At 70.9% G+C, this 22,872-nt stretch carries 21 protein-coding genes; 7 read left to right on the plus strand and 14 right to left on the minus strand.

Features of this window, described 5'->3' with window-relative positions:
- The first annotated feature begins 124 nt into the window (after nt 1-124).
- Nucleotides 125-829, plus strand: coding sequence for a carbon-nitrogen hydrolase family protein (locus AC3EO4_RS45550; RefSeq protein WP_431902117.1), 705 nt, complete (start codon nt 125-127; stop codon nt 827-829).
- A 589-nt stretch (nt 830-1,418) separates the two neighbouring features.
- Entirely contained in the window at nt 1,419-2,513 is a 1,095-nt protein-coding gene (locus AC3EO4_RS45555) for a DUF4192 domain-containing protein (RefSeq protein WP_431902118.1), read from the plus strand.
- A gap of 65 nt (nt 2,514-2,578) precedes the next feature.
- Here AC3EO4_RS45555 and AC3EO4_RS45560 read toward each other — a convergent pair whose 3' ends face one another.
- From AC3EO4_RS45560 to AC3EO4_RS45575, 4 genes are all read right to left on the minus strand, one after another.
- Nucleotides 2,579-5,215, minus strand: coding sequence for a dipeptide ABC transporter ATP-binding protein (locus AC3EO4_RS45560; RefSeq protein WP_431902120.1), 2,637 nt, complete (start codon nt 5,213-5,215; stop codon nt 2,579-2,581).
- 177 nt (nt 5,216-5,392) lie between these two features.
- Entirely contained in the window at nt 5,393-6,331 is a 939-nt protein-coding gene (locus AC3EO4_RS45565) for an ABC transporter permease (protein WP_431902121.1), read from the minus strand.
- Between the two features lie 3 nt (nt 6,332-6,334).
- Nucleotides 6,335-7,858: an ABC transporter substrate-binding protein gene (locus AC3EO4_RS45570; protein ID WP_431902124.1), complete on the minus strand. Its 1,524-nt coding sequence runs from the start codon at nt 7,856-7,858 to the stop codon at nt 6,335-6,337.
- 519 nt (nt 7,859-8,377) lie between these two features.
- Nucleotides 8,378-8,719: a hypothetical protein gene (locus tag AC3EO4_RS45575; protein WP_354916601.1), complete on the minus strand. Its 342-nt coding sequence runs from the start codon at nt 8,717-8,719 to the stop codon at nt 8,378-8,380.
- Between the two features lie 196 nt (nt 8,720-8,915).
- On the opposite strand from AC3EO4_RS45575, the gene AC3EO4_RS45580 reads away from it, so the two are divergent.
- Nucleotides 8,916-9,476, plus strand: a complete 561-nt coding sequence (locus AC3EO4_RS45580) for a DUF1707 and DUF4870 domain-containing protein (RefSeq protein WP_431902127.1) — start codon at nt 8,916-8,918, stop codon at nt 9,474-9,476.
- A 1,203-nt stretch (nt 9,477-10,679) separates the two neighbouring features.
- On the opposite strand, the gene AC3EO4_RS45585 is transcribed toward AC3EO4_RS45580, so the two are convergent.
- Nucleotides 10,680-10,970: a septal ring lytic transglycosylase RlpA family protein gene (locus AC3EO4_RS45585; protein WP_379573546.1), complete on the minus strand. Its 291-nt coding sequence runs from the start codon at nt 10,968-10,970 to the stop codon at nt 10,680-10,682.
- A gap of 61 nt (nt 10,971-11,031) precedes the next feature.
- Here AC3EO4_RS45585 and AC3EO4_RS45590 point away from each other — a divergent pair, with 61 nt between their 5' ends.
- Nucleotides 11,032-11,496, plus strand: a complete 465-nt coding sequence (locus tag AC3EO4_RS45590; protein ID WP_431902130.1) for a hypothetical protein — start codon at nt 11,032-11,034, stop codon at nt 11,494-11,496.
- 673 nt (nt 11,497-12,169) lie between these two features.
- Here the strand turns inward: AC3EO4_RS45590 and AC3EO4_RS45595 are convergent.
- Nucleotides 12,170-13,696 (minus strand): ATP-dependent DNA ligase, encoded by a 1,527-nt coding sequence (locus tag AC3EO4_RS45595; protein ID WP_431902132.1) that lies wholly within the window; start codon nt 13,694-13,696, stop codon nt 12,170-12,172.
- 667 nt (nt 13,697-14,363) lie between these two features.
- The gene (locus AC3EO4_RS45600; protein ID WP_379573549.1) at nt 14,364-14,738 is read right to left on the minus strand and encodes an FKBP-type peptidyl-prolyl cis-trans isomerase; all 375 of its coding nucleotides are present in this window, start codon (nt 14,736-14,738) and stop codon (nt 14,364-14,366) included.
- Between the two features lie 126 nt (nt 14,739-14,864).
- Between AC3EO4_RS45600 and AC3EO4_RS45605 the strand changes: the two genes are divergently transcribed.
- A complete protein-coding gene (locus tag AC3EO4_RS45605; RefSeq protein WP_431902134.1) occupies nt 14,865-15,404 on the plus strand; it encodes an SDR family NAD(P)-dependent oxidoreductase in 540 nt (179 codons plus the stop codon).
- Here AC3EO4_RS45605 and AC3EO4_RS45610 read toward each other — a convergent pair.
- On the minus strand, nt 15,368-16,807 hold the full coding sequence (locus tag AC3EO4_RS45610) for a GuaB1 family IMP dehydrogenase-related protein (protein WP_431902136.1): 1,440 nt from the start codon (nt 16,805-16,807) through the stop codon (nt 15,368-15,370). The genes AC3EO4_RS45605 and AC3EO4_RS45610 overlap by 37 nt on opposite strands.
- Nucleotides 16,808-16,943: 136 nt before the next feature.
- Here AC3EO4_RS45610 and AC3EO4_RS45615 point away from each other — a divergent pair, with 136 nt between their 5' ends.
- Nucleotides 16,944-17,396, plus strand: coding sequence for a GyrI-like domain-containing protein (locus tag AC3EO4_RS45615; RefSeq protein WP_379573552.1), 453 nt, complete (start codon nt 16,944-16,946; stop codon nt 17,394-17,396).
- A gap of 82 nt (nt 17,397-17,478) precedes the next feature.
- Here the strand turns inward: AC3EO4_RS45615 and AC3EO4_RS45620 are convergent, their stop codons facing one another.
- The 5 genes from AC3EO4_RS45620 to AC3EO4_RS45640 form a co-directional block, all read right to left on the minus strand.
- Nucleotides 17,479-18,003 (minus strand): hypothetical protein, encoded by a 525-nt coding sequence (locus AC3EO4_RS45620; RefSeq protein ID WP_431902137.1) that lies wholly within the window; start codon nt 18,001-18,003, stop codon nt 17,479-17,481.
- Complete coding sequence (locus AC3EO4_RS45625; protein ID WP_203946469.1) at nt 18,000-18,194, minus strand: helix-turn-helix transcriptional regulator; 195 nt, start codon at nt 18,192-18,194, stop codon at nt 18,000-18,002. Before AC3EO4_RS45625 ends, AC3EO4_RS45620 begins: the two co-directional genes overlap by 4 nt.
- 42 nt (nt 18,195-18,236) lie before the next feature.
- Complete coding sequence (locus AC3EO4_RS45630; RefSeq protein ID WP_431902140.1) at nt 18,237-19,007, minus strand: ABC transporter permease; 771 nt, start codon at nt 19,005-19,007, stop codon at nt 18,237-18,239.
- Nucleotides 19,004-19,828 (minus strand): ABC transporter ATP-binding protein, encoded by an 825-nt coding sequence (locus AC3EO4_RS45635; protein WP_431902142.1) that lies wholly within the window; start codon nt 19,826-19,828, stop codon nt 19,004-19,006. The genes AC3EO4_RS45630 and AC3EO4_RS45635 overlap by 4 nt, the downstream gene beginning before the upstream one ends.
- A gap of 69 nt (nt 19,829-19,897) precedes the next feature.
- On the minus strand, nt 19,898-20,428 hold the full coding sequence (locus AC3EO4_RS45640; RefSeq protein ID WP_379573556.1) for a TetR/AcrR family transcriptional regulator: 531 nt from the start codon (nt 20,426-20,428) through the stop codon (nt 19,898-19,900).
- Nucleotides 20,429-20,495: 67 nt separating this feature from the next.
- On the opposite strand from AC3EO4_RS45640, the gene AC3EO4_RS45645 reads away from it, so the two are divergent.
- Nucleotides 20,496-21,743 (plus strand): FAD-dependent monooxygenase, encoded by a 1,248-nt coding sequence (locus tag AC3EO4_RS45645; protein ID WP_431902145.1) that lies wholly within the window; start codon nt 20,496-20,498, stop codon nt 21,741-21,743.
- Here the strand turns inward: AC3EO4_RS45645 and AC3EO4_RS45650 are convergent.
- Nucleotides 21,718-22,818: a CaiB/BaiF CoA transferase family protein gene (locus tag AC3EO4_RS45650; protein ID WP_431902147.1), complete on the minus strand. Its 1,101-nt coding sequence runs from the start codon at nt 22,816-22,818 to the stop codon at nt 21,718-21,720. The two genes, AC3EO4_RS45645 and AC3EO4_RS45650, sit on opposite strands and share 26 nt — an antisense overlap.
- Nucleotides 22,819-22,872 lie beyond the last annotated feature (54 nt).

The raw sequence follows: 22,872 nt of genomic DNA on the forward strand, positions 1-22,872 counted from the left end.
GGAAATAGAAGGACAGTTGCCGGGAACCAGGGGGACAAGGGAAACGCAGGAAACATCCTGGTAATACCGTCGTCGTACATTTTGTGGGTGAGGCGGGACTCATGAGGCATTGAGGGGAGTCCGGATGCGCGCACCACTTGTCATCGCAGTCGCCCAGCCTTCTTGCGTGCCGTACGACGTGGCGGCCAACGCGGCCGCGCACGCGGCGGCGATCCGCGCCGCGGGGGCCCGCGTGGTGGTGTTCCCCGAGCTCTCCCTGACGGGCTACCACCTCGACGCTCCGGTCATCACGGCCGTGGACCCCCGCCTGGCGCCCATCGTCTCGGCCTGCGCGGACACGGGATCGCTCGCACTGGTCGGCGCGCCCGTCGCCGGAGAGGAAGGCGACCCGCACATCTCCATGCTGGCCGTCGACGGCGTCGGTGCCCGCGTGGCCTATCACAAGCTGTGGCTCGGCAACGCCGAGGCCGAACGGTTCGCCCCCGGTGCCAAGCCCGCCGTCCACGAGGTGGACGGGTGGCGGCTCGGCCTCGCGATCTGCAAGGACATGGGCGTGCCCCAGCACGCGTCCGACACCGCCGCCCTGGGGATCGACGTGTACGTCGGGGGCACGCTGAAGCACGCGGAGGAGACGGCGGTCCAGGACGAGCGCGCCCGCCGCGTCGCGATCGAGCACGGCGTGCGGGTCGCGGTGGCGAGCTTCGCGGGGTCGACGGGCGAGAGCTACACGGCGGCCGCCGGCCGCTCGGGCATGTGGTCCGCCGACGGCACCGTGATCACCCAGACCGGCCCGGAACCCGGCGCCCTCACCCGCGCCACCCTCCGCTGACCCGCGCTCCCCGCCATTCCCCGCCCGCACCGCACGCGCCTTCGCATGCCTCGCCTTCCGCGCCTTCGCATGCCTCGCCTTCCGCGCCGTACGCGCCTTTGTATGCCCGGCCCTTTCCGGACTCGCGCGCACGGACCGTCACATGCACGCGTCTTCAGGGGCTTGTCCACGGTCGCACCTGGCGCCGTTCCACGCTCGCCGCCTCCGGTCGCCCGCGCCGGCCTCCGCTGAGAACGGTGGACTGCGCGCTCCTCACCTGCCGCCTTCGCATCGAGGAGGCCGGGATCGCCGCGCATCCGGCCACCCATTTCACGGCTCACCAGTACCACCACCATCCGTAGTCCAGCCGGCGGGCACGACGCCCCATCCACGCCTTCCACAGGCCGCGGGTGGGACAGCGGCTGTCCGTAGGGCGGCGGGCACCACGGCCCCATCCACGCCTTCCACAGGCCGCGGGTGCGAGGGCGGCTGTCCGTATGGCGGCGGGCACGACGGCCCCATCCACAGGCCAGCGAGTGCGACCGACGCCATCCACAGAACCACGCTCGCCCGAAACGTCCCCACCCCTCACCCGGCACCCTCATGCCCCATGAGCACCCACCTCACCGAACCGGCACTCACCCTGACCACGCCCGCCGACGTCCTGGCCGCCGTGCCGTACATCGTCGGCTTCCACCCGACCGACAGCCTGGTCGTCATCGGGCTGGCGGGCGGCGTCGGCCATGGCGAGATGCGCGTCTGCGCACGCTGGGACCTGCCGCTGTCGCCAGGCTCGCTGCGCCCCCTCGCCGCGCTGTTCGCCAGAGAGTCGATCACCCATCTCGTCGCCGTCGGGTACGGCACGCGCGCCCGTGTCACCTCTGCCGTCGACGAGCTCGGCTCCATCGCCAAATGGTGCGGCGTCGTCCCCTGCGAGGTCCTGCGCGCTCATGAGGGCCGCTACTGGTCGTACGTGTGCGACCTGCCCGACTGCTGTCCGCTGGACGGCACGCCGTACGACACCTCCACCAGCCAGATAGCCGCTGAAGCGACCGTGCAGGGCCTGGTCGCCCTACCCGATCGCGCCACCCTGGAGGCCACGATCGCGCCCCACGCGGGCCCCGTGCGGCTGTCGATGCGCCAGGCCACCGCGGGGGCGGTCGCCGCTCTCCGCGCCACCATGGCCGAAGCCCCCGACGCCGACCACTTCGCTCAGCGGTTCGTCGCCGAAGGTCTGGCCAGGGTCCGCGCCGCCATCGAGACCGCCAAGGCAGGGGCGAGGATCGAGGACAAGGAGGTCGCCCGCCTGGGGCTCGACCTGTCCGTGATCAGGATCCGTGACGAGGCCTGGACCCTCCTCGACGACGCCACTCAGCCCGCCCACCTCGCCCTCTGGAGGGACCTCACGCGGCGGCTCGAACCGCGCTTCGTCCCGCCTGCGGCCGCTCTCCTCGCGATGTCGGCCTGGCGCGGCGGCGAGTGCGTCCTCGCGACCATCGCCCTCGAACGCGCTTTGGCCATCGACCCCGGCTACTCGATGGCCAAGCTTCTGATGCACGCGCTCCAGCAGCTCCTCTCGCCCGCCGTGCTGCGCGACCGCATGCCGAGTCCAGCCGAACTCGACGCGGCCATGGGCGCGCCGCGGGCGAGCTGGTTGCTGCCGCTCACCGCCGTCCTCGACGAGAGAGAGGAGGCCCTCTCATGAAGCCTTTCCGATTCACCCGAGCCGCGTGGTTCCACGACCGGCCAGCCGCTCAAGCTCGGCAATCCTCACGTCGAGCTCGGGAACATCGCCAGCCGGGCAGCGCGCCGTTCGGCCTGCTCCTCCGGATCGGGCACCAGAGCCGACAGCAGCAGCCGCCGCGTGTAGGGGTCGCGCGGATTCGTCGTGACCTGCTCGGCGTCTCCGGTCTCGACGATCCGGCCCTGCGCCATCACTGCCACGCGGTCGCTGACGTGCCGCACCACGGCCAGGTCATGCGAGATGAACAGGTACGCCACCCCGGTGTCCCGCTGGATCTCGATGAGCAGGTCGAGCACCTGCGCCTGGGTGGACACGTCGAGCGCGCTCACCGGCTCGTCACAGATGATCAATCTGGGTCCCAGCGCCAGCGCGCGGGCGATGGCCACCCGCTGACGTTGCCCGCCGGACAGTTCGCGGGCTCGCCGCTCGCCGGTGCCGGCGGGCAGCCCCACCCTGTCGAGAAGCGACCTGATACGCCTGTCGGCATCGGCGGCGGTGTGCCTCCCGGCCACGAGCAGCGGCTCGACGAGGATGTCGTGGATGCGCATGGCCGGGTTCAGCGAGCTGTACGGATCCTGGAACACCGCCTGCACGTCCCTCGCCCTCGCCTCGCGCGGAGCCGGAGGGCCGCCGTCGAACCGGATGGCGCCCCCGGTGATGGGGGCCAGTCCGAGCACCGCCCTGCCCAGCGTGGTCTTCCCAGAGCCCGACTCCCCGACCAGGCCGAGCGTCTCACCCGCGGCGAGGGCGAGACTGACCTCGCGCAGCACCCGCAGCGGCGGCCTGCGCCGGCCCCGCTGCCTGAAGTCCACGCACAGTCGATCCACCTCCAGCAGCGGCCCGCCGAAGACCGGCCCGCCTGGGACGGGTCCGCTTGGATCGGGTCCGCCTGCGATCGACCCGACTGGGATTGGCCCGTTTGGATTGGGTCGGCCCGGGTTCGGGCCGCTGACGGAGAGGCCGGGGACGGGCGCGGACCGTCCGGGATGCGCCTTCCCGTTGGTCCGCGTCACCCGAGGTGCAGGGCGCCGGGGTGTCGCGTTGTGCGGGTTGGCGGCCAGCAGCGTGACTGTGTACGGCTCGGCGGGCGCAGCGAACAGCCGGGCGGCGGGCGCCGTCTCCACGAGCCGGCCGTCCCGCATCACCGCCACGCGATCGCACATGTCCGCCACCACTCCCAGGTCATGGGTGACGATCAGCACAGCCATCCCGCGCTCGCGTTGCAGCGACCGCAGCAGATCGAGCACCTCCGCCTGCACCGTGACGTCGAGCGCGGTCGTCGGCTCGTCGGCTATCAGCAGGTCGGGATCGCAGGACACGGCACCCGCGATCAGCACCCGCTGCGCCGTGCCTCCGGAGATCTCGTGCGGGAACGACCGGTAGATCCGCGCGGGGTCCGCGATGCCGACCCTGGCCAGCAGGTCGAGCGCGCGCCGCTTCGCCTCGCGCCTGGACAGCCCGAGGTGGACGATGATCGGTTCGATGAGCTGGCTGCCGACCCTGAAGCTGGGGTCGAGGTTGGCCATGGGCTCCTGCGACACGTACCCGATGCGTCGGCCGCGCATCCGGTTGAGGTCCCGTTCGGACAGCCCGGTCAGCTCCGTGCCGTCGAACACGACGCCGCCGCCGGTGATCCGGCCTGTGCCGGGCAGCAGTCCGAGCACGGCCAGCACGGTCTGCGTCTTGCCGGAGCCCGACTCGCCGACCAGCCCGAGCACCTCGCCCCGCCGTACCGCGAGCGACACCGCGTCGACGACCGTGACGGGACCATGGGCGACGGTCAGGCCGGTGATCGTCAGGAGGGCGTCGGTGTGAGGGGCGGGCGGCGCGGAGGCAGGGGGCGCTGCGGCGGGAGCACGGGCCGGTTCGAGGCCGTCGCGTACGGCGTTGCCCAGCAGGGTGACCGCGAGGACGGTGAGCGCGATGGCCGCGCCGGGCCAGATCGACAGCCATGGCGCGGTGAACACGTTGGTCGCGGCGTCGTTGAGCATCGCGCCCCAGCTGGGCGCGCCCGGCTCGCCGAGCCCGAGGAAGGTGATGCCCGCCTGGATCAGGATCGCCGCGCCGAACAGCAGCGGCGCCTGCACGACGACGGCCGACCTGACCACCGACAGCACGTGCCTGCGCACGATGCGCAGGTCGGACAGGCCGGAGACCTTCGCCGCGTCGATGTAGAGCTCGCCGCGCACCCGCTGAGTGGCGGCCCGGACGAGCCGGTAGATGGACGGCGAGGCCAGGAACCCGACGAAGACCATCATGCCGATCAGTCCCGGCCCGGCGACGGCGACGAACGCCAGCACCACGATGATGGCGGGCAACGCCATCATCAGGTTGAAGACCCAGCTCGCCACCGCGTCCACCCAGCGCGCGAAGTATCCGGCGAGCATGCCCGCCGTGACGCCCACCACGAGCGCGACGACCGTGGCCAGAAGCGCGCCGACCAGCGTGTCGCGGGCGCCGAACAGCAGCCGGCTCAGCACGTCCCTGCCGGAGCCGTCCGCGCCCATCGGGTGGGCGGCGCTCGGCGGGCCGAGCACGGCGGGCAGGTCGACGAAGTCGGCCGCATAGGGCGCGAGCAGGTCGGCCGCCGCCGCGGCGACACAGACGACCAGGAGGAACGCGGCGGACACCGCCGCGCCAGGCCGACCGAGCAGGCGCCTCATCGGATCCTCACTCTCGGGTCGAATCCAGCGGCGTGCAGGTCGTGTGGGCGCCTCACCTTCGGGTCGTGCCTGGCGGCGTGGGGGTCGGTGACCAGGCCGTGTGGGCGCGTCATCGGGTTCTCACCTTCGGGTCGTGCCTGGCGGCGTGGGGGTCGGTGACCAGGCCGTGTGGGCGCGTCATCGAGTTCTCACCTTCGGGTCGAGCCAGCCGACCAGCAGGTCGACGACCAGGTTGACGGCGAGCACGACGACGACGCCGACCACGACGACGCCGAGCACGACGGGAATGTCCGACCTACTGGCACTGGCGGAAGCGAGGCTGCCGAGCCCTTGGATGGCGAAGACCTGCTCGACCACGATCGCGCCACCGAACAGGCCGATGAACTGCAGGCTGACGACGGTCAGCGCGGTCGGCGCCGCATTGCGCAGCACGTGCCGCAGGAGCAACCGCCCGCGTGGCAGTCCGCGGCTGCGCAGCGTGCGCACGTAGTCCTGCGCGAGCACCCACGCCACCGCGCTGCGGGTCTGTGCCGCGATCGCGGCCACGGATCCGATGGCGATCGCCGTGACGGGCAGGATCAGCGACCTGATCCACTGCACGGGGCTCTGGCTGATCGACACGTAGCCGGTGGCGGGCAGCCATGGCAGGTTCACCGCGAACACGATGACGAGCAGCAGCGCGATCCACATGCCAGGTACGGCGAAGCCGATACTCGCCAGCACCTGGACCGTCCTGTCCACCCATCCGCCGCGGATGGCGGCGAGCATGCCGTACGCGATGCCGAGGAACGCCGAGACGAGCGTCGCCGGCACGGCGAGCGACGCGGTGATCGGCAGCCGTGCGGTGATCGTGTCGGCGACGGGCACGCCCGTGAACCAGGACACGCCGAGATCTCCGCGTACGGCGTCGCCGAGCCATGCCAGATACCGGACGCCCACCGGCCGATCCAGCCCCAGTTCATGCTGTTTGGCCACGAACTGGTCGGCCGTGGCGGTCACGCCGAGGATCTGCTGGGTGGGGTCGGGCACCAGACTGGTGAGTCCGAAGATGAGCGCGGTGATCACGATGAGGAGGACGGCCGCCGCGGCCAGCCGCCGTACCAGGAGCGCGCGCACCGGTCAGACCGCCGGCTGGTAGTCGCGAAGGAAGACGAAGAGCTGCGTGTCGGGCACGTCGATCTTCACCTTGCTCCTGTTCCAGACCAGGAGGCTGGTCGAGGAGTACAGCGGGGCGAACCAGGCCTGGTCGACGACGTAGGTGTTCAGCTCCTTGAACAGCTCCGCCTGCTTGGCCTCGTCGGCGACGGAGATCTCCTCCATCAGCTTCGAGATCGTCTGGTCGTCGACGTGGAACGGGTTGAACACCCCGCCCGCCGCGAGGAACAGGGAGGCGTCGATCCAGTTCTGGGTGGCGGTGTAGGTGTACATGAACGCCGGGTACGTGCCCGCCAGGTACTGCTGAGTGATCTGGTTGGTGGACACCGGTTTGTAGACGACCTTGATCCCGATCTGGGCGAGCTGCTGGGCGACGACCGGGTACAGCGTCGGCACGTAGGCGTTCTCGCTCGGCAGCGTGAGCGTGAACCCGTTCGGGTATCCGGCCTCGGCCAGCAGCTTCTTGGCCTTCGCGGGGTCGTAGGGGTATCGCGCGTTGAGCTCGTCGACGAAAGCGGGCGAGCCCGCCGCGAACATCTGCGTCGTCCGCCTGCCCGAGCCCCCGCCGACCGACCTGAGGATGCCCTCGGCGTCGAGGCCGTGGTTGATGGCCTGCCTGACCTTCAGCTTCGCCAGCGGCGGAGCGAGCTTGCCGGCGCGGTCGACGATCCACATGCCGAGGATGAGCCCCGTCATCTCCTTGTACTGCAGGCCGGCCGCCTTCGCGGCGTTCAGCCCCGACATGGGGATGCCGCCCGTGTCCACCTGGCCGCTCGTGGCGGCCGTGAGCATGGCGTTGGTGTCGGGCAGCGCCTTGACCTGCAGCTTGTCGAAGCCGTACGTCACCGGAAGGTTGTACTTCGCGTTGCGCGTGAAAGTGTAGGAGGAGCCGCGGGTGGATGCCGACAGATCGAGCAGGTAGGGGCCGCTGCCGACCGGGTTGGTCTTGAGTGTGCCGAACGCCTTCGGACTGGCGATCATGCCGGGCACGAGGCTCAGGTTGAACAGCAGTCCGGGGTCGGGCTTCTTCAGCTTGAGCACGACCTCGGTGGGGTTCGTGACGTCGACGGATGCGACCGTTGCCAGCGCCGACTGGGTGGGACCAGTGGTGGCGCGACCCCGGTCGAGGTTCGCCTTCACCGCGGGGGCGTCCAGCTTCGTGCCGTCGGAGAAGACCACGTTGTCACGCAGCTTCATGGTGAGCGTGGTCTTGCCGGTGTCGTACGTCCAGCCACTGGCCAGACCGGGCGTGATCGACAGGTCGGGGTTCAGGGTCGTGAGCGAGGAGTAGACGGCCTGCAGATAGACGACGGACGTCGCGCCCGCGCCCATCGCGGGATCCCAACTCGACACGTCGGCGGGCGCGGAGAGGGTCAGCACCTTCTCGCCGGCGGGCGCGGAGGTCGAGCCGCCGCCCGAACAGGCCGTGCCGAGCAGGGTGAGAACGGCGAGGGCGGCGACGGCGGCCGTTCGGTTGGAAACCGGCATGGATCCCCCTGGGGGTGAGGACGTGCAGCAACAAAAACTACCTATCAGTTGGTAGTGTTTTAACACCTGAAGCCCCGGTGATCGCAACCCCTTCGTAACGTGGAGTTCTCATGCGACCGGCACGTCGACGTGATCAGCCGCTCGACCCCGAGACCGCGGTTGTCGTCAGATCGCCGCCGGCTCGTACGGCACGCCCCAGGGTTCGTGCGTCCCCGTCTCGCGGTGTGTCGTGCCCGCCGGTTCGTCCAGCCCGTCGCAGGTTCGCAGTGCGGCGCACGATTCGCGTGGCACGTCGAGAGTGCGGGCGCGGCGGCACACAACGCGGTCGGTTCCCGACGGACACGACCCTCTCGCCCGCGAGAGGACGCGCCTGCGCATGGCCGGCCCCTTGGCCACCGCCAGGGGCCGTGCGCTACCGGAGCCGGGATTCGTGCGGCCCAAGAGTGAAGGAGGAAACACGGGAAGGCGGTGCGCGTACGATGTCGCGACCGCCGGGAAGAGCACCGCGCGGGAGCTGGGTCAGCCCAGATCCTCGCGCTTGCGGCGCTCGTTGTAGGCCCGCATGCGCGGCGGGTAGCCGGTCAGCTGGACATCGTAGACAGGCAGCGCTAAGTCGCGCGCCACCTTGCGGATCACCTGGGGTGAGCCAACCCGGCGCCTGGTCCACTCGCCATCGTCGGCGATGGCGACGGCGGTCGTGTCAGTGGCGAAGGTCTCGGGCTCGACGAAGAACTCCACGCCGCGCCGCGACTTGGCGAAGGCGATGAGCGCCTCGATATCGGCGTCGGTCGCTTCACGGTCGAACTTCGCGACCTTGTTCCCGCGCCAGCGCCGCAGTCCGTAGCGGTCTCGCCATCTCATGCCTCCTTTTTATATCGTTCGCCGCCCTGCCGCGTCGGGGCTGTTATCGGGGAGAGATCGGGGTTTCTCCCGATGTACCCCACCGAGGGCGCGGAGGAGGATGACCTCAGATGGCCCGTCGAGGAAAGGCATGGCATTCATGGCATCGGCACAAACACCAGCGCCGACATCCCGGGGGCACGGCACGGTGCCGCCGATGGAGTTGCGCGTCACCAACCAGGACCGCGAGCACGTGGTCGAGCACGTCAAGGCAGCGTACGCCGAAGGACGGTTCGACAAGTACGAGTTCGACGAGCGCCTCGGCAAAGCCATGACCGCGCGCACCCACGGCGAACTCATGCCCATCATGACCGAGCTGTACGGCCCGCAGCGCAACTGGCAGTCGATCGCCGCGCCGCCCATGGCCGCTTCCCGCCCGATGCCCAAACCGCAGGGATTGCCGGCAGACAGCAACGAACGCGTCGGTGGCGCAGCGGCCCACCTGCTCGGCCTGCTCGGGCTGATCATCGTCGGACCGCTGATCCTGCTGCTCACAGGCGGCAAGACCTCGCCGTACATCCGGCACCACGCGGTCGAGGCGCTGAACTTCCACCTGACCGTGCTGGGCGCGACGCTGCTGCTGCCGTTCACGATCGTGGGGGTCGTGCTCATCCCGGTGATCTGGGTCGCCGCGTTCGTCCTGGCGATCGTCGGTGGTGTGTCGGCGCTGGCCGAGAACGACTTCCGCTACCCGCTGACGGTCCGCCTGGTGAAGTGATCTCCCGCGCTCCGCGACCCTGAGCCGGTGCACCGCACGCGCGGGGCCGGGCACGTATGGGTTTGGCCGGGCACGGGTTCGGGCGGGAGCGGGCGGGGCCCGCGGGGTGCCGCCATACGGGGTGTCATGCGCGGGGTGCGTGCACGGAAGCCCCGTGCATGGGGTGCAGGGCGGACAGGCGCTGGGCGTGCCGCCATACGGAGTGTCGTGCCCGAGGGGGCGCTGTGCGGACGTCATGCACGGCAGATGCTGGGCACGCAGCGCGGGCGTGCACGGCACCGCCAAACGGGGGTGTCGTACACGAGGGGGTGTGCGCGGAAGCTGTCCGCAGGGGGTGCCGGGCACGCAAGGACTGAGCATGCCGGGCGCCGCCACCCGCAGCACCCCCGAGCAGGCCGTGCACGAGCAGGCTGTGCACGAGCAGGCTGTGCACGAGCAGGCTGTGCACGAGCAGGCTGTGCACGAGCAGGCTGTGCACGAGCAGGCTGTGCACGAGCAGGCTGTGCACGAGCAGCAGGCCGTGCGCGGATGTGGCGGCGCGAGTGGGGAGCGGCGCGGGGGCGAAGGTCGTGCGGTTGGGTGGGGAGAGGGCTTACCGCAGGACGACGGGCCAGGTGCCGATGTGGTGCGCGCTGTGCCGAGGGGGACACGCGGAGGAGCGCCGGGACGGGACGCACCCGCGAGGGGTCGGGAGCGCGGGCGCGTGGACGAGGCTCGGGAGGGGGAACATCCGCGGAGCGGTGGGACGTCCGAACGGCAGAGAACGTCCGGCGGTCCAACGGCGGGGGGAAGCCTGCGGGGCGGTGGAACATCCAAACGGCGGTGGGAACGTCCCAACGGCGGGGGGAAGCCTGCGGGGCGGTGGAACATCCAAACGGCGGTGGGAACGTCCCAACGGCGGTGGGAAGTCGGCGGGGCGGTGGAGACATCCAAACGCGGCGGGAACGCCCGAATGCCGGTGGGGAGTCTGCGGGGCGGCGGGAACGCCTCAACAGCGGTGGGAACGTCCGAAATGCTGGCGGGAACGCCCGAATGTCAGTGGGGAGATGGGAACGCCTCAACGGCGGTGGGAACGTCCGAAATGCCGATGGGAACGTCCGGACGGGCGATGGTGGGGGTGCGGCCGGGCGCCGTTGGTAGGTCTGGGGGGATGTGTCGTCCGACGGGGTCCGGCCGCGAGTAAGTTCCCGCAGGGGGAAGCGCCTAGGCCGCGAGGACCTGGTACTTGACGGTCATCACGCCCGCGCTCGTGCTCCCGATGGCGGAGAAGGCGGCCGCGGACAGGTCGAGGCATCGTCCGCCGGTGTAGGGTCCGCGGTCGTTGATGCGGACGACGACGGCCTTGCCGTTCGACGGGTTGATGACGCGGACCTTGCTGCCCAGCGGGAGCGACTTGTGCGCCGCGGTCATGGCCGACGGGTCGAAGCGTTCGCCGCTGGCCGTCATCTGGGGCTCGTCGTAGAACGAGGCGCCACACCTGCCTGTGGAGATCACGCGCGCCCTCTGCTTGGCGGGCCTGTCGGCGACCTTGGATGACTCGGCCGAGGTGGCGTGCTTGGACGTCGCGTTCTTCTCGCCGTTCGCGGACGACGCGCGGTCTGCGGACGATGTGGAGGAAGACCCGCGGTCCACGTTCGATGTGGAGGAAGACCCGCGCGCGGAGTCCGAGGCGGTCTCCCGGGCCGAAGCCGAAGCCGAGGGGGTGACCCGCGGGGTGGGGGAGACCGAAGGGGAGGTGGCGGCCGAGGTCGACGCGGAGGGGGAGGCCGAGGCGGTCCGGGTCGAGGCGGCGGAAGGGGAGAGCGACGGGGTGCCGGTGGGCGAGCTTCCCGGTGCGACGGCCGCGGCGAGGCCCACGGCCGAGGTCTCTGGCGAGTCGCCGTTGGCGACGGCGGCCCATGCGGTGGTCGAGGCGGCGGCCAGTACGGCGGCGCCTGCCGCGACGGTCGTCCAGCGACGCCTGCCGGGGGCCATGAGACGGCCGAGCGGGTTCTTGCGTGACGACTTGGTCGAATGCTGACCCAAGGGAAACCACAGTCCTAGATAGGGGATAGGACAGGGAAAGGCCAGACGGGCAGGGGTGGGGGACACGCGTCGGCCGGATCCCTGGGCGAGGCGGCGAGCGCTTCGCAACGCGCCGAACATACGTGACAAAGAGGAGGTAAAGGCAACTTAATGGGACATTACGTGACATATCCCACTTTGGTCACGAAAGGGTTGCCGACGATCGACACTACGCCCTTGATCTTGGGATTTATCGAGAACCGCACGATCCGGAACGTGGGCGGACGGCCCCATCGTGAGGCGTCGGACTCTGGTAGGCGTCCGCTCCCGGACGCTCTGGCGGGTGTCTGAATCGCGGCTGCCGGACTGTGGCGGACGCACCGAATCAGGGATGTCGCACCTCGCGGGCGTCCGAATCGTAGGGCGTCGCCTGCCGGCGTGCTGCCGGCCGAAGGGAGGCGTGCTGCTCGGTTGAAAGGGGAGGCGTGCTGCTCGGCCGAAAGGGGAGGCGTGCTGCCCGGCCGAAAGGGGAGGCGTGCTGCCCGGCTGAAGGGAGGTTGGCTTGAGGCTCAGTCGGCCGGGAGGAGGGCTGACGCAAGAGGCGTGGTGGTCGGACAGGCCGCCGGACCCAAGAAGCGCGCTGGTCTGAGAGGAGGGCTGGACCCCGGGCGGCCGACCTGGAAGCCGGGTTACAGCATCAGGGAGCGCACGGTCTCGACTGTGTCGGCGTCCTCGGCACGCTTGTCCGGCCGGTACCGCAGGACTCGCGCGAACCGTAGCGCCATCCCGCCCGGATAGCGGGGCGAGCGCTGGACGCCGTCGAAGGCGATCTCCACGACCAGTTCGGGCCTGAGCGCGACCGTCCAGCCGTCGGTGGGGCCGTCGGCGATCTCCAGGAAGCGTTCGGTCTGCCAGGCGAGCAGCTCGTCGGTCAGCCCCTTGAACGTCTTGCCCAGCATGACGAACGCCCCGCTGTCAGGGTCGCGGGCGCCCAGGTGGAGGTTGGACAGCTTGCCCTCGCGCCGGCCGTGGCCCCATTCGGCGGCCAGCACGACCAGGTCGAGCGTGTGGCGGGGTTTGACCTTGATCCAGCCCGCCCCGCGCCGGCCGGCCGCATAGGGGGAGGTGAGGGACTTGGCGACCAGGCCCTCGTGGCCGCGCCGTACGACTTCGGTGAAGAAGGACTCGGCGGCGGGCAGGTCGCCGGTGACCAGGCGAGGGGTGAGCAGCTCCGGGGGAACGGCCGTGGCGAGCCGCTGCTGGCGCTCGCCGTACGGCAGGTCGAGCAGGTCGGCGCCGTCGACCCTGAGCGCGTCGAAGAAGAAGACGCTGAGCGGGGTCTTCTCGCGCAACCTGGGCACGCCGGTCTTGCTGCTGACCCTGCTGGCGGTCACCTGGAACGGCTGGGGGCGGCCGTCGGGACGCAGCGCGATGACCTCGCCGTCGAGCACCAGATCGGTCGAGGGCAGCGCGAGCACCGCCTCGACCAGTTCGGGGACCTGGTCGGTGATGTCGTCGAGGGTGCGGGTGAAGACCCTGACGTCGTCACCCGAGCGGTGCGTCTGCACGCGGACGCCGTCGAGCTTCCACTCCAGCGCCGCTTCGCCGCCGATCTTCTCGAGCACGGCGGCGACGTTGGGCGCGCTGCCGGCGAGCATGGGGGCGACGGGGCGGCCCACCTCCAGCTTGAAGGCGCGCAACGCCTCGACGCCGCCGGACAGCGCGGCCGCGCCGACAGCGGGGAGCCAGCCGCGCAGGGTGAGCGCGCGCCGTACGTCGGCCGAGGCCGCGTCTGAGGCCTTCGCGATGGCCTCGATCATGACGCCGTCGAGCGCGCCCTGTCGCAGCTCGCCGGAGAGCAGCCGCAGCAGGAAGGACTGCTCCTGGCTCGTGACGGCGGTGAACAGCTCCTCGACCATGGCCTTGCGCGCGGCCTGCGAACCGGGGCCCGAGACGGCCTTGATGCGGGTCAGGAGGGCGTCGACGTCGGTGAGGGTGGCGGTGGCGACGAGTTTGGGCGAGGGCGGGTCCTGCAGCGTGCGCCAGCCGACCCCGATCTGGCGCTGGGGGAGCTCACCGGACAGGTACGCGATCGCGATCTCCGCCTCGTCGGCGCCGACCCGGCCCAGTAGCTCGGCCAGGTGACCGATCTTGCCCAGCCGGGCGGAGGTCCTGGCCACGGCCTCGGAGACGCGGACGACGTCGATCAGTAGCACACCGCTTATGTTGCCCTACGGAACCGACAAAAGTCGCGCCTGCCCTGCCCCTGAGAGGGCGGGCCCTGCTGCCGGTGCGCGGCCGGGGTTCCGGAGCGGGGTACGGCCGGGTTGCCCGGCGTGTGGCACGTGCGATGCGCTCCCGGCCGTGACGGTTCGCTGGGGCGGCCGGTGGGGTTCGGCCCTGTCCGCCTGCGTGCGGCCGGTGTTTACCGGCGTCAGGCGGTGGGTGCCACGCGCGTGATGGGGTGCTTCCTGCCCGTCTGCGTGCGGCTGGGGTTTCCGGGGTGAGGTGTGGCCCTGCCCGTTTGCGTGCGGCTGGGGTTTCCGGGCTGAGGTGCGGCCCTGCCCGTTTGCGTGCGGCTGGGGTTTCCGGGCTGAGGTGCGGCCCTGCCCGTCTGCGTGCGGCAGGGATTTCCGGGGTGGGATGCGGCCCGGCCCGTCTGCGTGCGGCTGGGGTTTCCGGGGGTGCGGTCCGCCTTCCCGCTGGGGCACGCGTGGGTCGGGGACCTGGCCCCCGCCGAGGGCAAGGGCGCCGGCAACCGGGGGCAAAGGGTGCCAGGCAGTTGGGGGCAAAGGGTGCCGAGCAGCCGGGGGCGAGGGCGCCGGGCGAGGGTCGGGCGGGGAGTGTGGGGTACGGCGGGCCGTACCCCACGTGGTGTGCGGGTCAGCGCACGCCGAGCAGGTCGACGACGAAGATGAGCGTCTCGCCCGGCTTGATGGCCCGGCCGGCGCCGCGGTCGCCGTAGCCGAGGTGCGGCGGGATGACGAGCTTGCGCCGCCCCCCGACCTTCATCCCCGCCACGCCCTGGTCCCAGCCCGCGATGACGCGGCCACCGCCGAGCGGGAACTCGAACGGCGTGCCGCGGTTCCAAGACGAGTCGAACTCCTCGCCCGAGGAGAAGGAGACGCCGACGTAGTGCACCTGGACGCTGTGTCCAGCCTTGGCCTCGGGGCCGTCCCCCTCAACGATGTCGACGATCTCCAGGTCGGCGGGCGGGTTGCCCTCCGGGAAATCGATCTCCGGCTTCTCGAGTGCCACGATGTTCTCCTTGGTGGATGTCTTCTGACGGACAGACTCTATGGCAGCCCGCCACGCGGCCGGAGAACGCGCCCCGCCCGCGGGCGGATCGTGGCCGGCCGCGCCGGTCCGTGGTGAACTGATCGCATGGCCACCTCGCTGAGCGGACGAGTCGCTGTGATCACCGGCGCGGCGGGGCGCGTCGCCGAGACGCTCGCGGAGCTGGGCGCGACTCTCGTGGTCGCCGGTCCTGCGCCGGGGGTGAGGCAGGCCGCCGATCTGGCCCTGACGCTGGACCTGGCCGATCCGATGGCGCTCAACGTGCTGGCGACGGCCGTCGAGGAGCGTCACGGCAGGATCGACCTGCTGGTCGCCGCCGCGACGGGGACGACGATGGCGCCGTTCGAGTCGGTGACGGCCGGGGCGGAACGTGCTCTGGTCGAGGAGAACTTCACCGGCGTCACCACGGTGATCAGGCGGCTGCTGCCGTTGATGGGCGGCGGCTCGTCGATCGCCGTTCTCGTGCCCGAGGAGGCCCGCCACGCTCTCGACGCCGCCATGAAGGCCGCCGTCGAGAGCCTGTGCGAGGCGCTGGCGGTGGAGCTGGCCCCGCGCGGCGTCGGTGTCGGCGCCTTCACGGAGGCCGCCGCCTACCAGCTCTGGTGCAGCGGCATGCCCTCGGTGTAGCCGGACGAGCTCTGGATGCCGACCACGGCCCGCTCGTGGAACTCCTCCAGGTTCGTCGCGCCCGCGTAGGTGCACGAGGAGCGCAGGCCCGCCACGATCGCGTCGATCTGGTCCTCGACGCTGGGCCGCTGCGGGTCGAGGTACATGCGGGAGGTGGAGATGCCCTCCTCGAACAGCGCCTTGCGGGCCCGTTCGAAGGGGCTGTCCTCGGCGGTGCGCAGCCGTACGGCCCGCGCCGAGGCCATCCCGAAGTTCTCCTTGTACTTGCGCCCGTCGGCGTCGGTGCGGGCGTCGCCCGGCGACTCGTAGGTGCCGGCGAACCACGAGCCGATCATGACGTTGGCCGCGCCCGCGGCCAGCGCGAGGGCCACGTCGCGCGGGTGCCGTACCCCTCCGTCGGCCCACACGTGCCGGCCGAGGCGGCGCGCCTCGGCAGCGCACTCGAGGACGGCGGAGAACTGTGGCCTGCCCACGCCCGTCATCATCCTGGTGGTGCACATGGCGCCGGGGCCGACGCCCACCTTGAGGATGTCGGCGCCGGCGTCGACCAGGTCGCGGACGCCCTCGGCCGTCACCACGTTGCCGGCGGCGACGGGCACGCCGGGGTCGAGCGCCCTGACGGCGCGCAGCGCGGAGATCATCTTCTCCTGGTGGCCGTGGGCGGTGTCGACGACGAGGCAGTCGACGCCCGCGTCGAGCAGTTCCTTGGCCTTGGCGGCCACGTCGCCGTTGACGCCGACGGCGGCCGCGACGCGCAGCCTGCCCCTGGCGTCGAGCGCGGGCTGGTAGAGGGTGGCGCGCAGCGCGCCGGTGCGGGTCAGGATGCCGACGAGGCGGCCCTCGCCGTCGACGATGGGCGCCAGGCGGTGACGGCCCTCGTGCAGCATGTCGAAGGCCTCGCGGGGATCGAGTCCCGCGGGCAGCGTGAGCAGGTGGGCCGACATCACCTGCGAGAGCTGGGTGAACATGTCGACCCCGTGGCAGTCGGCCTCGGTGACCACCCCGACGGGGCGGTTGTCCCAGTCGACGACGATGACCGCGCCGTGCGCCCGCTTCGGCAGCAGCGCCAGCGCCTCGCCGACGGTGTCGTGCGGGGTGAGCGTGAGCGGCGTGTCATGCACGAGGTCACGCTTCTTCACCCAGTCGACGACGTCGGCGACCACGTCGATCGGGATGTCCTGCGGGATGACCGCCATGCCGCCCCTGCGGGCGACGGTCTCGGCCATGCGACGGCCCGCGACCGCCGTCATGTTGGCGACCACGAGGGGCAGGGTGGTACCCGTGCCGTCGTTGGTCGACAGGTCGACCGCGAGCCTGGAGCCGATCGAGGACCGCGACGGGACCATGAACACGTCGCTGTAGGTCAGGTCGTATGACGGCTCGAGTCCGTTGAGAAACTTCACGTTCGTCCATCCTACTTGCGAAAACCGGACATGCCGCGCAGGTGGACGGGGCATGCGCCGACTGGTTCACCAAGGGTCTTTCCCGCTTTCGATGGCCATATGATCTGCGGGATGGCTCTGGGGGATGGAGGACGCGTTGGACGTCGTTGAGCGGTCGGAGCTGCTGGTCGTGGGGCTTGCCGTACGGACCACGAACGCCGATGAGATGGACCCGTCGAGGGCGAGGCTGCCGGGGCTGTGGCAGCGGGCGGGGGCGCCCGGGGCCTTCGCGCACGTGCCGGGTCGCCTGGACGAAAACCTTTACGCGGTGTTGACCGACTACGAGAGCGATCACCACGGCGCGTACACGCAGATCGTCGGGGTCGGCGTGCGGACCGTTCCACGGCTGCCCGAGGGCATGGTGGCGGTACGGGTGCCCGCGGGAAAAGCCCTGAAGGTGGAGGCCAGGGGGCAGATGCCGCAGGCCATCGTCGACGCGTGGCAGCGGGTGTGGAAGCACACCGAGTCCGGCGGCACCCCGGCCAGGTCGTTCACCACCGACCTGGAGGTGCACCACCCGGCGGGAGCCGATCTCTACGTCGCGGTGTGAGGCCCGGCCCCGCGGCCGCAGGCGAGGGCGACGGGGCGGGCGTGCCGAGCTTCAGCCCGGGTGTCCCCGTACCGTGCGGGGATCACTCGTCGTCGTCATCGGGCGGGTCAGCCACGGTCCAGGCCGCGATGAGCAGCGGGATCGTGTAGTGCGTCACGAACAGCGTCAGTGCCAGCGGCGCCACCAGGGCCGTCGGCACGGTCAGCGTGAGCCGATCCCCGTAGCTCCAGAAGTTGGCCAGCACGAACAGCGAGCCGAGCACCAGGCTGGTGGCGCGGTGGGCGGAGGTGTAGGCCCTGCGCCGGTCGTGCAGCTGCCGCTCGTCGAGCAGCCGCTCGGGCAGGTACAGCACACCCCTGGTGGCCGTGTGGAGCCAGCCGACCACGGGCAGGCCGACCAGCAGGCTGATCCCGAACATCGACAGGTAGACGTTGCGGGCCAGGTCGCTCGGCGCGTGGCGGGCGATGATCACCAGCCCTGCCCACAGCACCACGAGCGCCGCCGCGGCGACCACGACCAGGCGGCGCCGGGCGGGCCTGGTCGACCACAGCCGGCTCGCCGGCATGTTCTCCAGGCGCTCGCGCCGTTTCTCCCACGTTCCCATCATGACCCCAGCCTGGCGAACGGATGGAGGGAGAAGACGACCTCCACCGGCACCTCGAAATATTCGGCGATCTTCAGCGCGAGGAAGAGCGAGGGGCTGTACTCGCCGCGTTCCAGGTAGCCGACCGTCTGGTAGTGCACACCCAGCGCCGCGGCCAGGTCCTTGCGGGAGATCCCTCGCTCGGCCCTGAGCATCGGGATCCTGTTGTAGACGACCTCGTTCGACACCGGGAATCCTCACTTGCGAGTGACCCTGCGCAGCAGCCACGGTGCCAGCACCATACCGGCCACCGCCCACGCCCCCATCACCGTCGCCGCGGTGCCGAGCTCCCACGTTCGGTGCAGCTCGCCCGCCGCGGAGTCGAAGAAGGCCGCCCGGAGCGCGTGGCCCTGCCAGTAGAGCGGGAAGGCCTGCGCGATCCACTGCACCGCCTCGGGCATCATCCGCAGCGGGATCATCACCCCCGACATGATCATCAGGAGCATCGTCGGCAGTCCGATGATCGCGGCCGCGGCCTTCGCGGTCGGCAGCATGGCGCCGATCGCCGTGCCGAGCGGGACCACCGCGAGCGCGCCGAGCCCGAGCGCCCACAGCAGCGTCGGCCAGTCGGAGGGCGCTCCCAGCCCGCCGAGCGCGGCGCCGAGGGCCATCATGAGCGCCGAGTTCGCGACGATGTGCACCAGCAGCGAGACCGCCCTGCCCGTGACGTACACGGGCATGCCCTTCGGCAGCGCGCGCAGCCGCAGCAGCGCGCCCTCCTCCCTGTCGGCGGCGATCAGCGTCGGCAGCGACATCGTGCCCGCGGAGAACACGGTGAAGGCGATGAAGCCGACCGCCATGAAGGCGCTCATCCCGATCCCGCCACCGGCGGGGTTGTCGCCGATCCACAGCATCAGCAGGACGAACGTCACCATGCCGGCGAGCTGACCGCCGAGCTCCTTGCCGTCCCGCATGATCGAGGCCTGCTCGATGAGGCCGCGCCTCACTCCCAGCGTCAACGTGTTCATGCCGCGCTCCTTTCCACCAGGTTGAGGTAGCTCTCCTCGAGAGTCGGGCGCCTGATCTCCAGTCCGGGGACGGGCCCGCCGTACTGCTGGTGCAGCCGCCAGGCCAGCTCGGAGGGCTCGCCGGTCTGCTCGGCCCCGTCCCTCCAGCGCACCAGGGAGGGCGCCTGCACGGCGTCGGCCAGCTCGGCGGGCGTGCCGAACACCGCGATCCGTCCCTTCACCAGGACGGCGATGCGGTCGGCCAGCTTCTCGGCCTCCGCCAGGTCGTGCGTGGTGAGCACGATCGTCGTGTCGAGGCCCTCGATCAGGTCGTGGAACTCCCTGCGCGCCTCAGGGTCGAAGCCCGTGGTCGGCTCGTCGAGGAAGAGCAGCTCCGGCCTGCCGACGATGCCGAGCGCCACGTCGAGCCTGCGCCGCTGGCCGCCGGACAGCTGACCGACCTTGGCGGCCGCCTGCCCGGCCAGGCCGAGCGCCCGCAGCAGCTCGCCGGTGTCCCAGGGGTCGGGGTAGTGCGCGGCGATGTGGTCGACCAGCGTGGCGACCCGCCAGCGGGGGTGGTCGCGCCAGTCCTGCAGCACCACGCCCAGTTTGGCCCTCCAGCTGTCGTCGCCCTTGGCGGGGTCCTCGCCGAGCACCTGGACCTCGCCGCCCATGCGGTGCCTGAAGCCTTCGAGGATCTCGATTGTGGTCGTCTTGCCCGCGCCGTTGGGCCCGAGGAGCGCCATGGTCTCGCCCCGCCGCACGTCCAGGTCGACGCCGCGCAGGACTTCGCGCTTGCCGTACGACATCCGCAGTCCGCGGACGCTCACCACAGTATCCATGCTCGAAAACGTAGTACATATACTACATTCCAGACAACTCCTATGACGGCTCCGTGCTCGGTGAAGGGGCTAGAGGCCGAGGGCGGCCATGGCGGAGTCGACGGCGGGCGGGCGCACGAGCTCGGCGGGCAGGTCGGCGAAGGTCCAGGTGCAGTCGGCGAGCCCGCCCAGTGCCACCACCGCCCCCACCTGCGCGGCCAGGGGCGCGTCGGCGCCGACGAGCATCTCGCCGAGCCGCTCCCGCCAGCCGGTCACGATCTCCAGCAGCCCGAGGTCGTTCAGCGTCGTCATCTCCCGTACCGCGAGCATCATGATGTCGCGATGGCGGTAGTGGAAGTCGAAGTAGCCCTCCAGCAGCGCCCTGGGCTCCATGTCCCCGCGGGCCGTCGCCTCCTCGAGGAACGCCCTGCCCTCCTCGATCAGCGGCACGATGATGCTGCGCACCAGCTCCTCGCGTGAGGCGAAGTGGTAGTAGAGCGCCGGCTTGGTGATGCCGAGCCGGTCGGCGATCTCCTGAAGGCTGGTCCGCTGCACGCCCTGCGCGATGAACAGCTCGCGGGCCACCTGCTGGATGCGTTCTCTGGTCTTTCCTCGTGCCACGGCCACTCAGCTTACTTATCGATCGGTAAAGACGTATTGTTTACTTATCGATAAGTAAGGAGACTCCATGAACATCCTCATCTCCGGAGCGAGCGTCTCCGGCCCCGTGCTGGCCTACTGGCTGAAGCGGCACGGCTTCACCCCGACCGTCGTGGAGAAGGCGCCCACCCTGCGCAAGTCGGGCGGTCACGCGGTCGACCTGTTCAAGCCGGCCATGGACATCGTCGAGCGCATGGGCGCGCTCGACGCGATCATGGAGAGGAAGACGGGCACCGAGTGGATCACGATGATCAGGCGGGGCACCGCCAAGCCGGTGAACATCCAGGTCTCCAGGCTGATGGGGGGAATCTCGGCCAGGCACGTCGAGATCATGCGCGACGACCTCAGTGAGGTCCTCTATGACGCCACCAAGGACGACGTGGAGTACGTCTTCGGCGACTCCATCACCTCGATCTCCGACGACGGCGAGGTCACCTTCGAGCGGGGCGCGCCGCGCCGTTTCGACCTGGTGATCGGCGCCGACGGCCTGCACTCCAACGTGCGGCGGCTGGTCTTCGGTCCCGAGTCGAGCTTCACGCACTGGCTCGGCGCCTACATCGCGGTCGCCACCATCCCCAACTACCTCGACCTCGGCGACCGGATGGCAGGGATGCCCACCGTCGGCAGGATGGTCGGCGTCTACAGCGCCCGCCACATGGACGACGCCCGCGCCTTCTTCTTCATGCGGCCCGCCGGGCAGCTCGACTACCACTACCGCGACACCGCGCGGCAGAAGGAGCTGTTGCGCGAGCAGTTCGCGGACCTGGGCTGGGAGACGCCCAGGCTGCTCGACGAGATGGACCGCGCCGAGGTGTTCTACTTCGACTCCGTCACCCAGCTGCGCATGGACACGTGGTCACGCGGCAGGGTCACGCTGGTCGGCGACGCGGGCTACTGCCCGGGTCCCGCGGTCGGCGGCAGCACGAGCATCGCGGTCGTGGGCGCCTACGTGCTGGCGGGCGAGCTGGCGAAGGAGCTGGCGGGCGGGCAGGGAGCGGCGAGGGGCGACCACAGCCGCGCCTTCGCCGCCTACGAGAGCGAAATGTCGGAGTACGTACGGCGCAGCCGCGACTTCGCGATGACCGCCGCCAAGCGCCTCATCCCCGGCAGCGGGGCCGAGGTGTGGGCGCTGATCAACGGCGCGCGACTGTTCACCAGTCTGCCCACCCGCCTCACCAGGGCGATCACCAGGCGAGGCGGCGGCAACCTCGGCATGCACGACACGTTCGAGCCGAAGGACTACGGCGCCCTCACGCCAGCACACCCGCCTGCCTGAGCTTGGCCGCCCGCTCCTCGTCCAGTCCCCACGCCGTCAGGTCCTCCAGCCTGGTGGCGGGGGACAGGTCGGGCTCGGGGGTGCCCAGCAGGCGGGGGGCGGGTGTGGGCTGGGTGACCTCGCCGACCGTGGTGAACGTGCCGCGCGCGGTGTTGTGCGGGTGCGCTGCGGCCTCCGCCATGGACAGCACGGGTGAGACGCACGCGTCCGAGCCCTCGAAGACCGCCTCCCACTCGGCTCTCGTCCGCTGCTTGAACGCCGCCTCCAGGCGGAGCCTCAGCGCGGGCCACTGGGCGGGGTCGCCCCTGTCGGGCAGGTCGTCGAGGCCCGTTCTGGTCACGAACTCCGCCCAGAACTGCGGCTCCAGCGCGCCGAGCGCCATGAAGCCGCCGTCGGCGGTCTCGTAGGTGTCGTAGAAGGGCGCCCCCGTGTCGAGCAGGTTGGTGCCGCGCGGACCCCAACCCGACCGGTAGAACATCGCGAACAGCATGGCCGCGCCGTCCACCATCGCCGCGTCGACGACCCTGCCCCTGCCGGTCCTCTCGCGCTCGAACAGGGCCAGCAGCACGCCGTACGCGAGCATGAGGCCGCCACCGGCGAAGTCGCCGAGGATGTTGATCGGCGGCGTGGGCTTGTCGCCCGCGCGCCCGAGCATGGACAGCACGCCCGAGATCGCGATGTAGTCGATGTCGTGGCCCGCGGTCGTGGCCAGGGGGCCGTCCTGCCCCCAGCCGGTCATCCTGCCGTAGACCAGGCGCTCGTTGACCGCGTGCAGGTCGCCGGGGCCGATGCCCAGGCGCTCGGCCACGCCGGGCCTGAAGACCTCGATGACCACGTCGGCGGTCGCGGCCAGCTCCTTGAAGGCCGCCACACCCTCCGCCGACTTCAGGTCGAGCCCGATCGTGCGCTTGCCGCGGTCCATCACGTCCGTGCGGGGCCGTTCGGAGACGGCCGACACCCTGTCGACGCGCAGCACCTCGGCCCCGTGGTCGGCGAGCATCATCCCGGCGAAGGGGCCGGGCGCGAGCCCGGCCAGCTCCAGCACCTTCACTCCTGCCAGCGGTCCCTGAGTCATGTTCAAGAACTTTATTCGGTGCGGCCGCGCCGCGACAGCCCCCGTAAGATCGAC

This window comes from Nonomuraea sp. bgisy101 (assembly GCF_057708945.1).

What these genes read in the sequence shown, in the direction of transcription:
- AC3EO4_RS45605 (WP_431902134.1), top strand. Translation starts at nt 14,865, where the DNA reads ATGGCCACCTCGCTGAGCGGACGAGTCGCTGTGATCACCGGCGCGGCG.
- AC3EO4_RS45650 (WP_431902147.1), bottom strand. Translation starts at nt 22,818, where the DNA reads ATGACTCAGGGACCGCTGGCAGGAGTGAAGGTGCTGGAGCTGGCCGGG.
- AC3EO4_RS45575 (WP_354916601.1), bottom strand. Translation starts at nt 8,719, where the DNA reads ATGAGATGGCGAGACCGCTACGGACTGCGGCGCTGGCGCGGGAACAAG.
- AC3EO4_RS45635 (WP_431902142.1), bottom strand. Translation starts at nt 19,828, where the DNA reads ATGGATACTGTGGTGAGCGTCCGCGGACTGCGGATGTCGTACGGCAAG.
- AC3EO4_RS45550 (WP_431902117.1), top strand. Translation starts at nt 125, where the DNA reads ATGCGCGCACCACTTGTCATCGCAGTCGCCCAGCCTTCTTGCGTGCCG.
- AC3EO4_RS45620 (WP_431902137.1), bottom strand. Translation starts at nt 18,003, where the DNA reads ATGATGGGAACGTGGGAGAAACGGCGCGAGCGCCTGGAGAACATGCCG.
- AC3EO4_RS45570 (WP_431902124.1), bottom strand. Translation starts at nt 7,858, where the DNA reads ATGCCGGTTTCCAACCGAACGGCCGCCGTCGCCGCCCTCGCCGTTCTC.
- AC3EO4_RS45560 (WP_431902120.1), bottom strand. Translation starts at nt 5,215, where the DNA reads ATGAGGCGCCTGCTCGGTCGGCCTGGCGCGGCGGTGTCCGCCGCGTTC.
- AC3EO4_RS45645 (WP_431902145.1), top strand. Translation starts at nt 20,496, where the DNA reads ATGAACATCCTCATCTCCGGAGCGAGCGTCTCCGGCCCCGTGCTGGCC.
- AC3EO4_RS45625 (WP_203946469.1), bottom strand. Translation starts at nt 18,194, where the DNA reads ATGCTCAGGGCCGAGCGAGGGATCTCCCGCAAGGACCTGGCCGCGGCG.
- AC3EO4_RS45555 (WP_431902118.1), top strand. Translation starts at nt 1,419, where the DNA reads ATGAGCACCCACCTCACCGAACCGGCACTCACCCTGACCACGCCCGCC.
- AC3EO4_RS45630 (WP_431902140.1), bottom strand. Translation starts at nt 19,007, where the DNA reads ATGAACACGTTGACGCTGGGAGTGAGGCGCGGCCTCATCGAGCAGGCC.
- AC3EO4_RS45580 (WP_431902127.1), top strand. Translation starts at nt 8,916, where the DNA reads ATGGAGTTGCGCGTCACCAACCAGGACCGCGAGCACGTGGTCGAGCAC.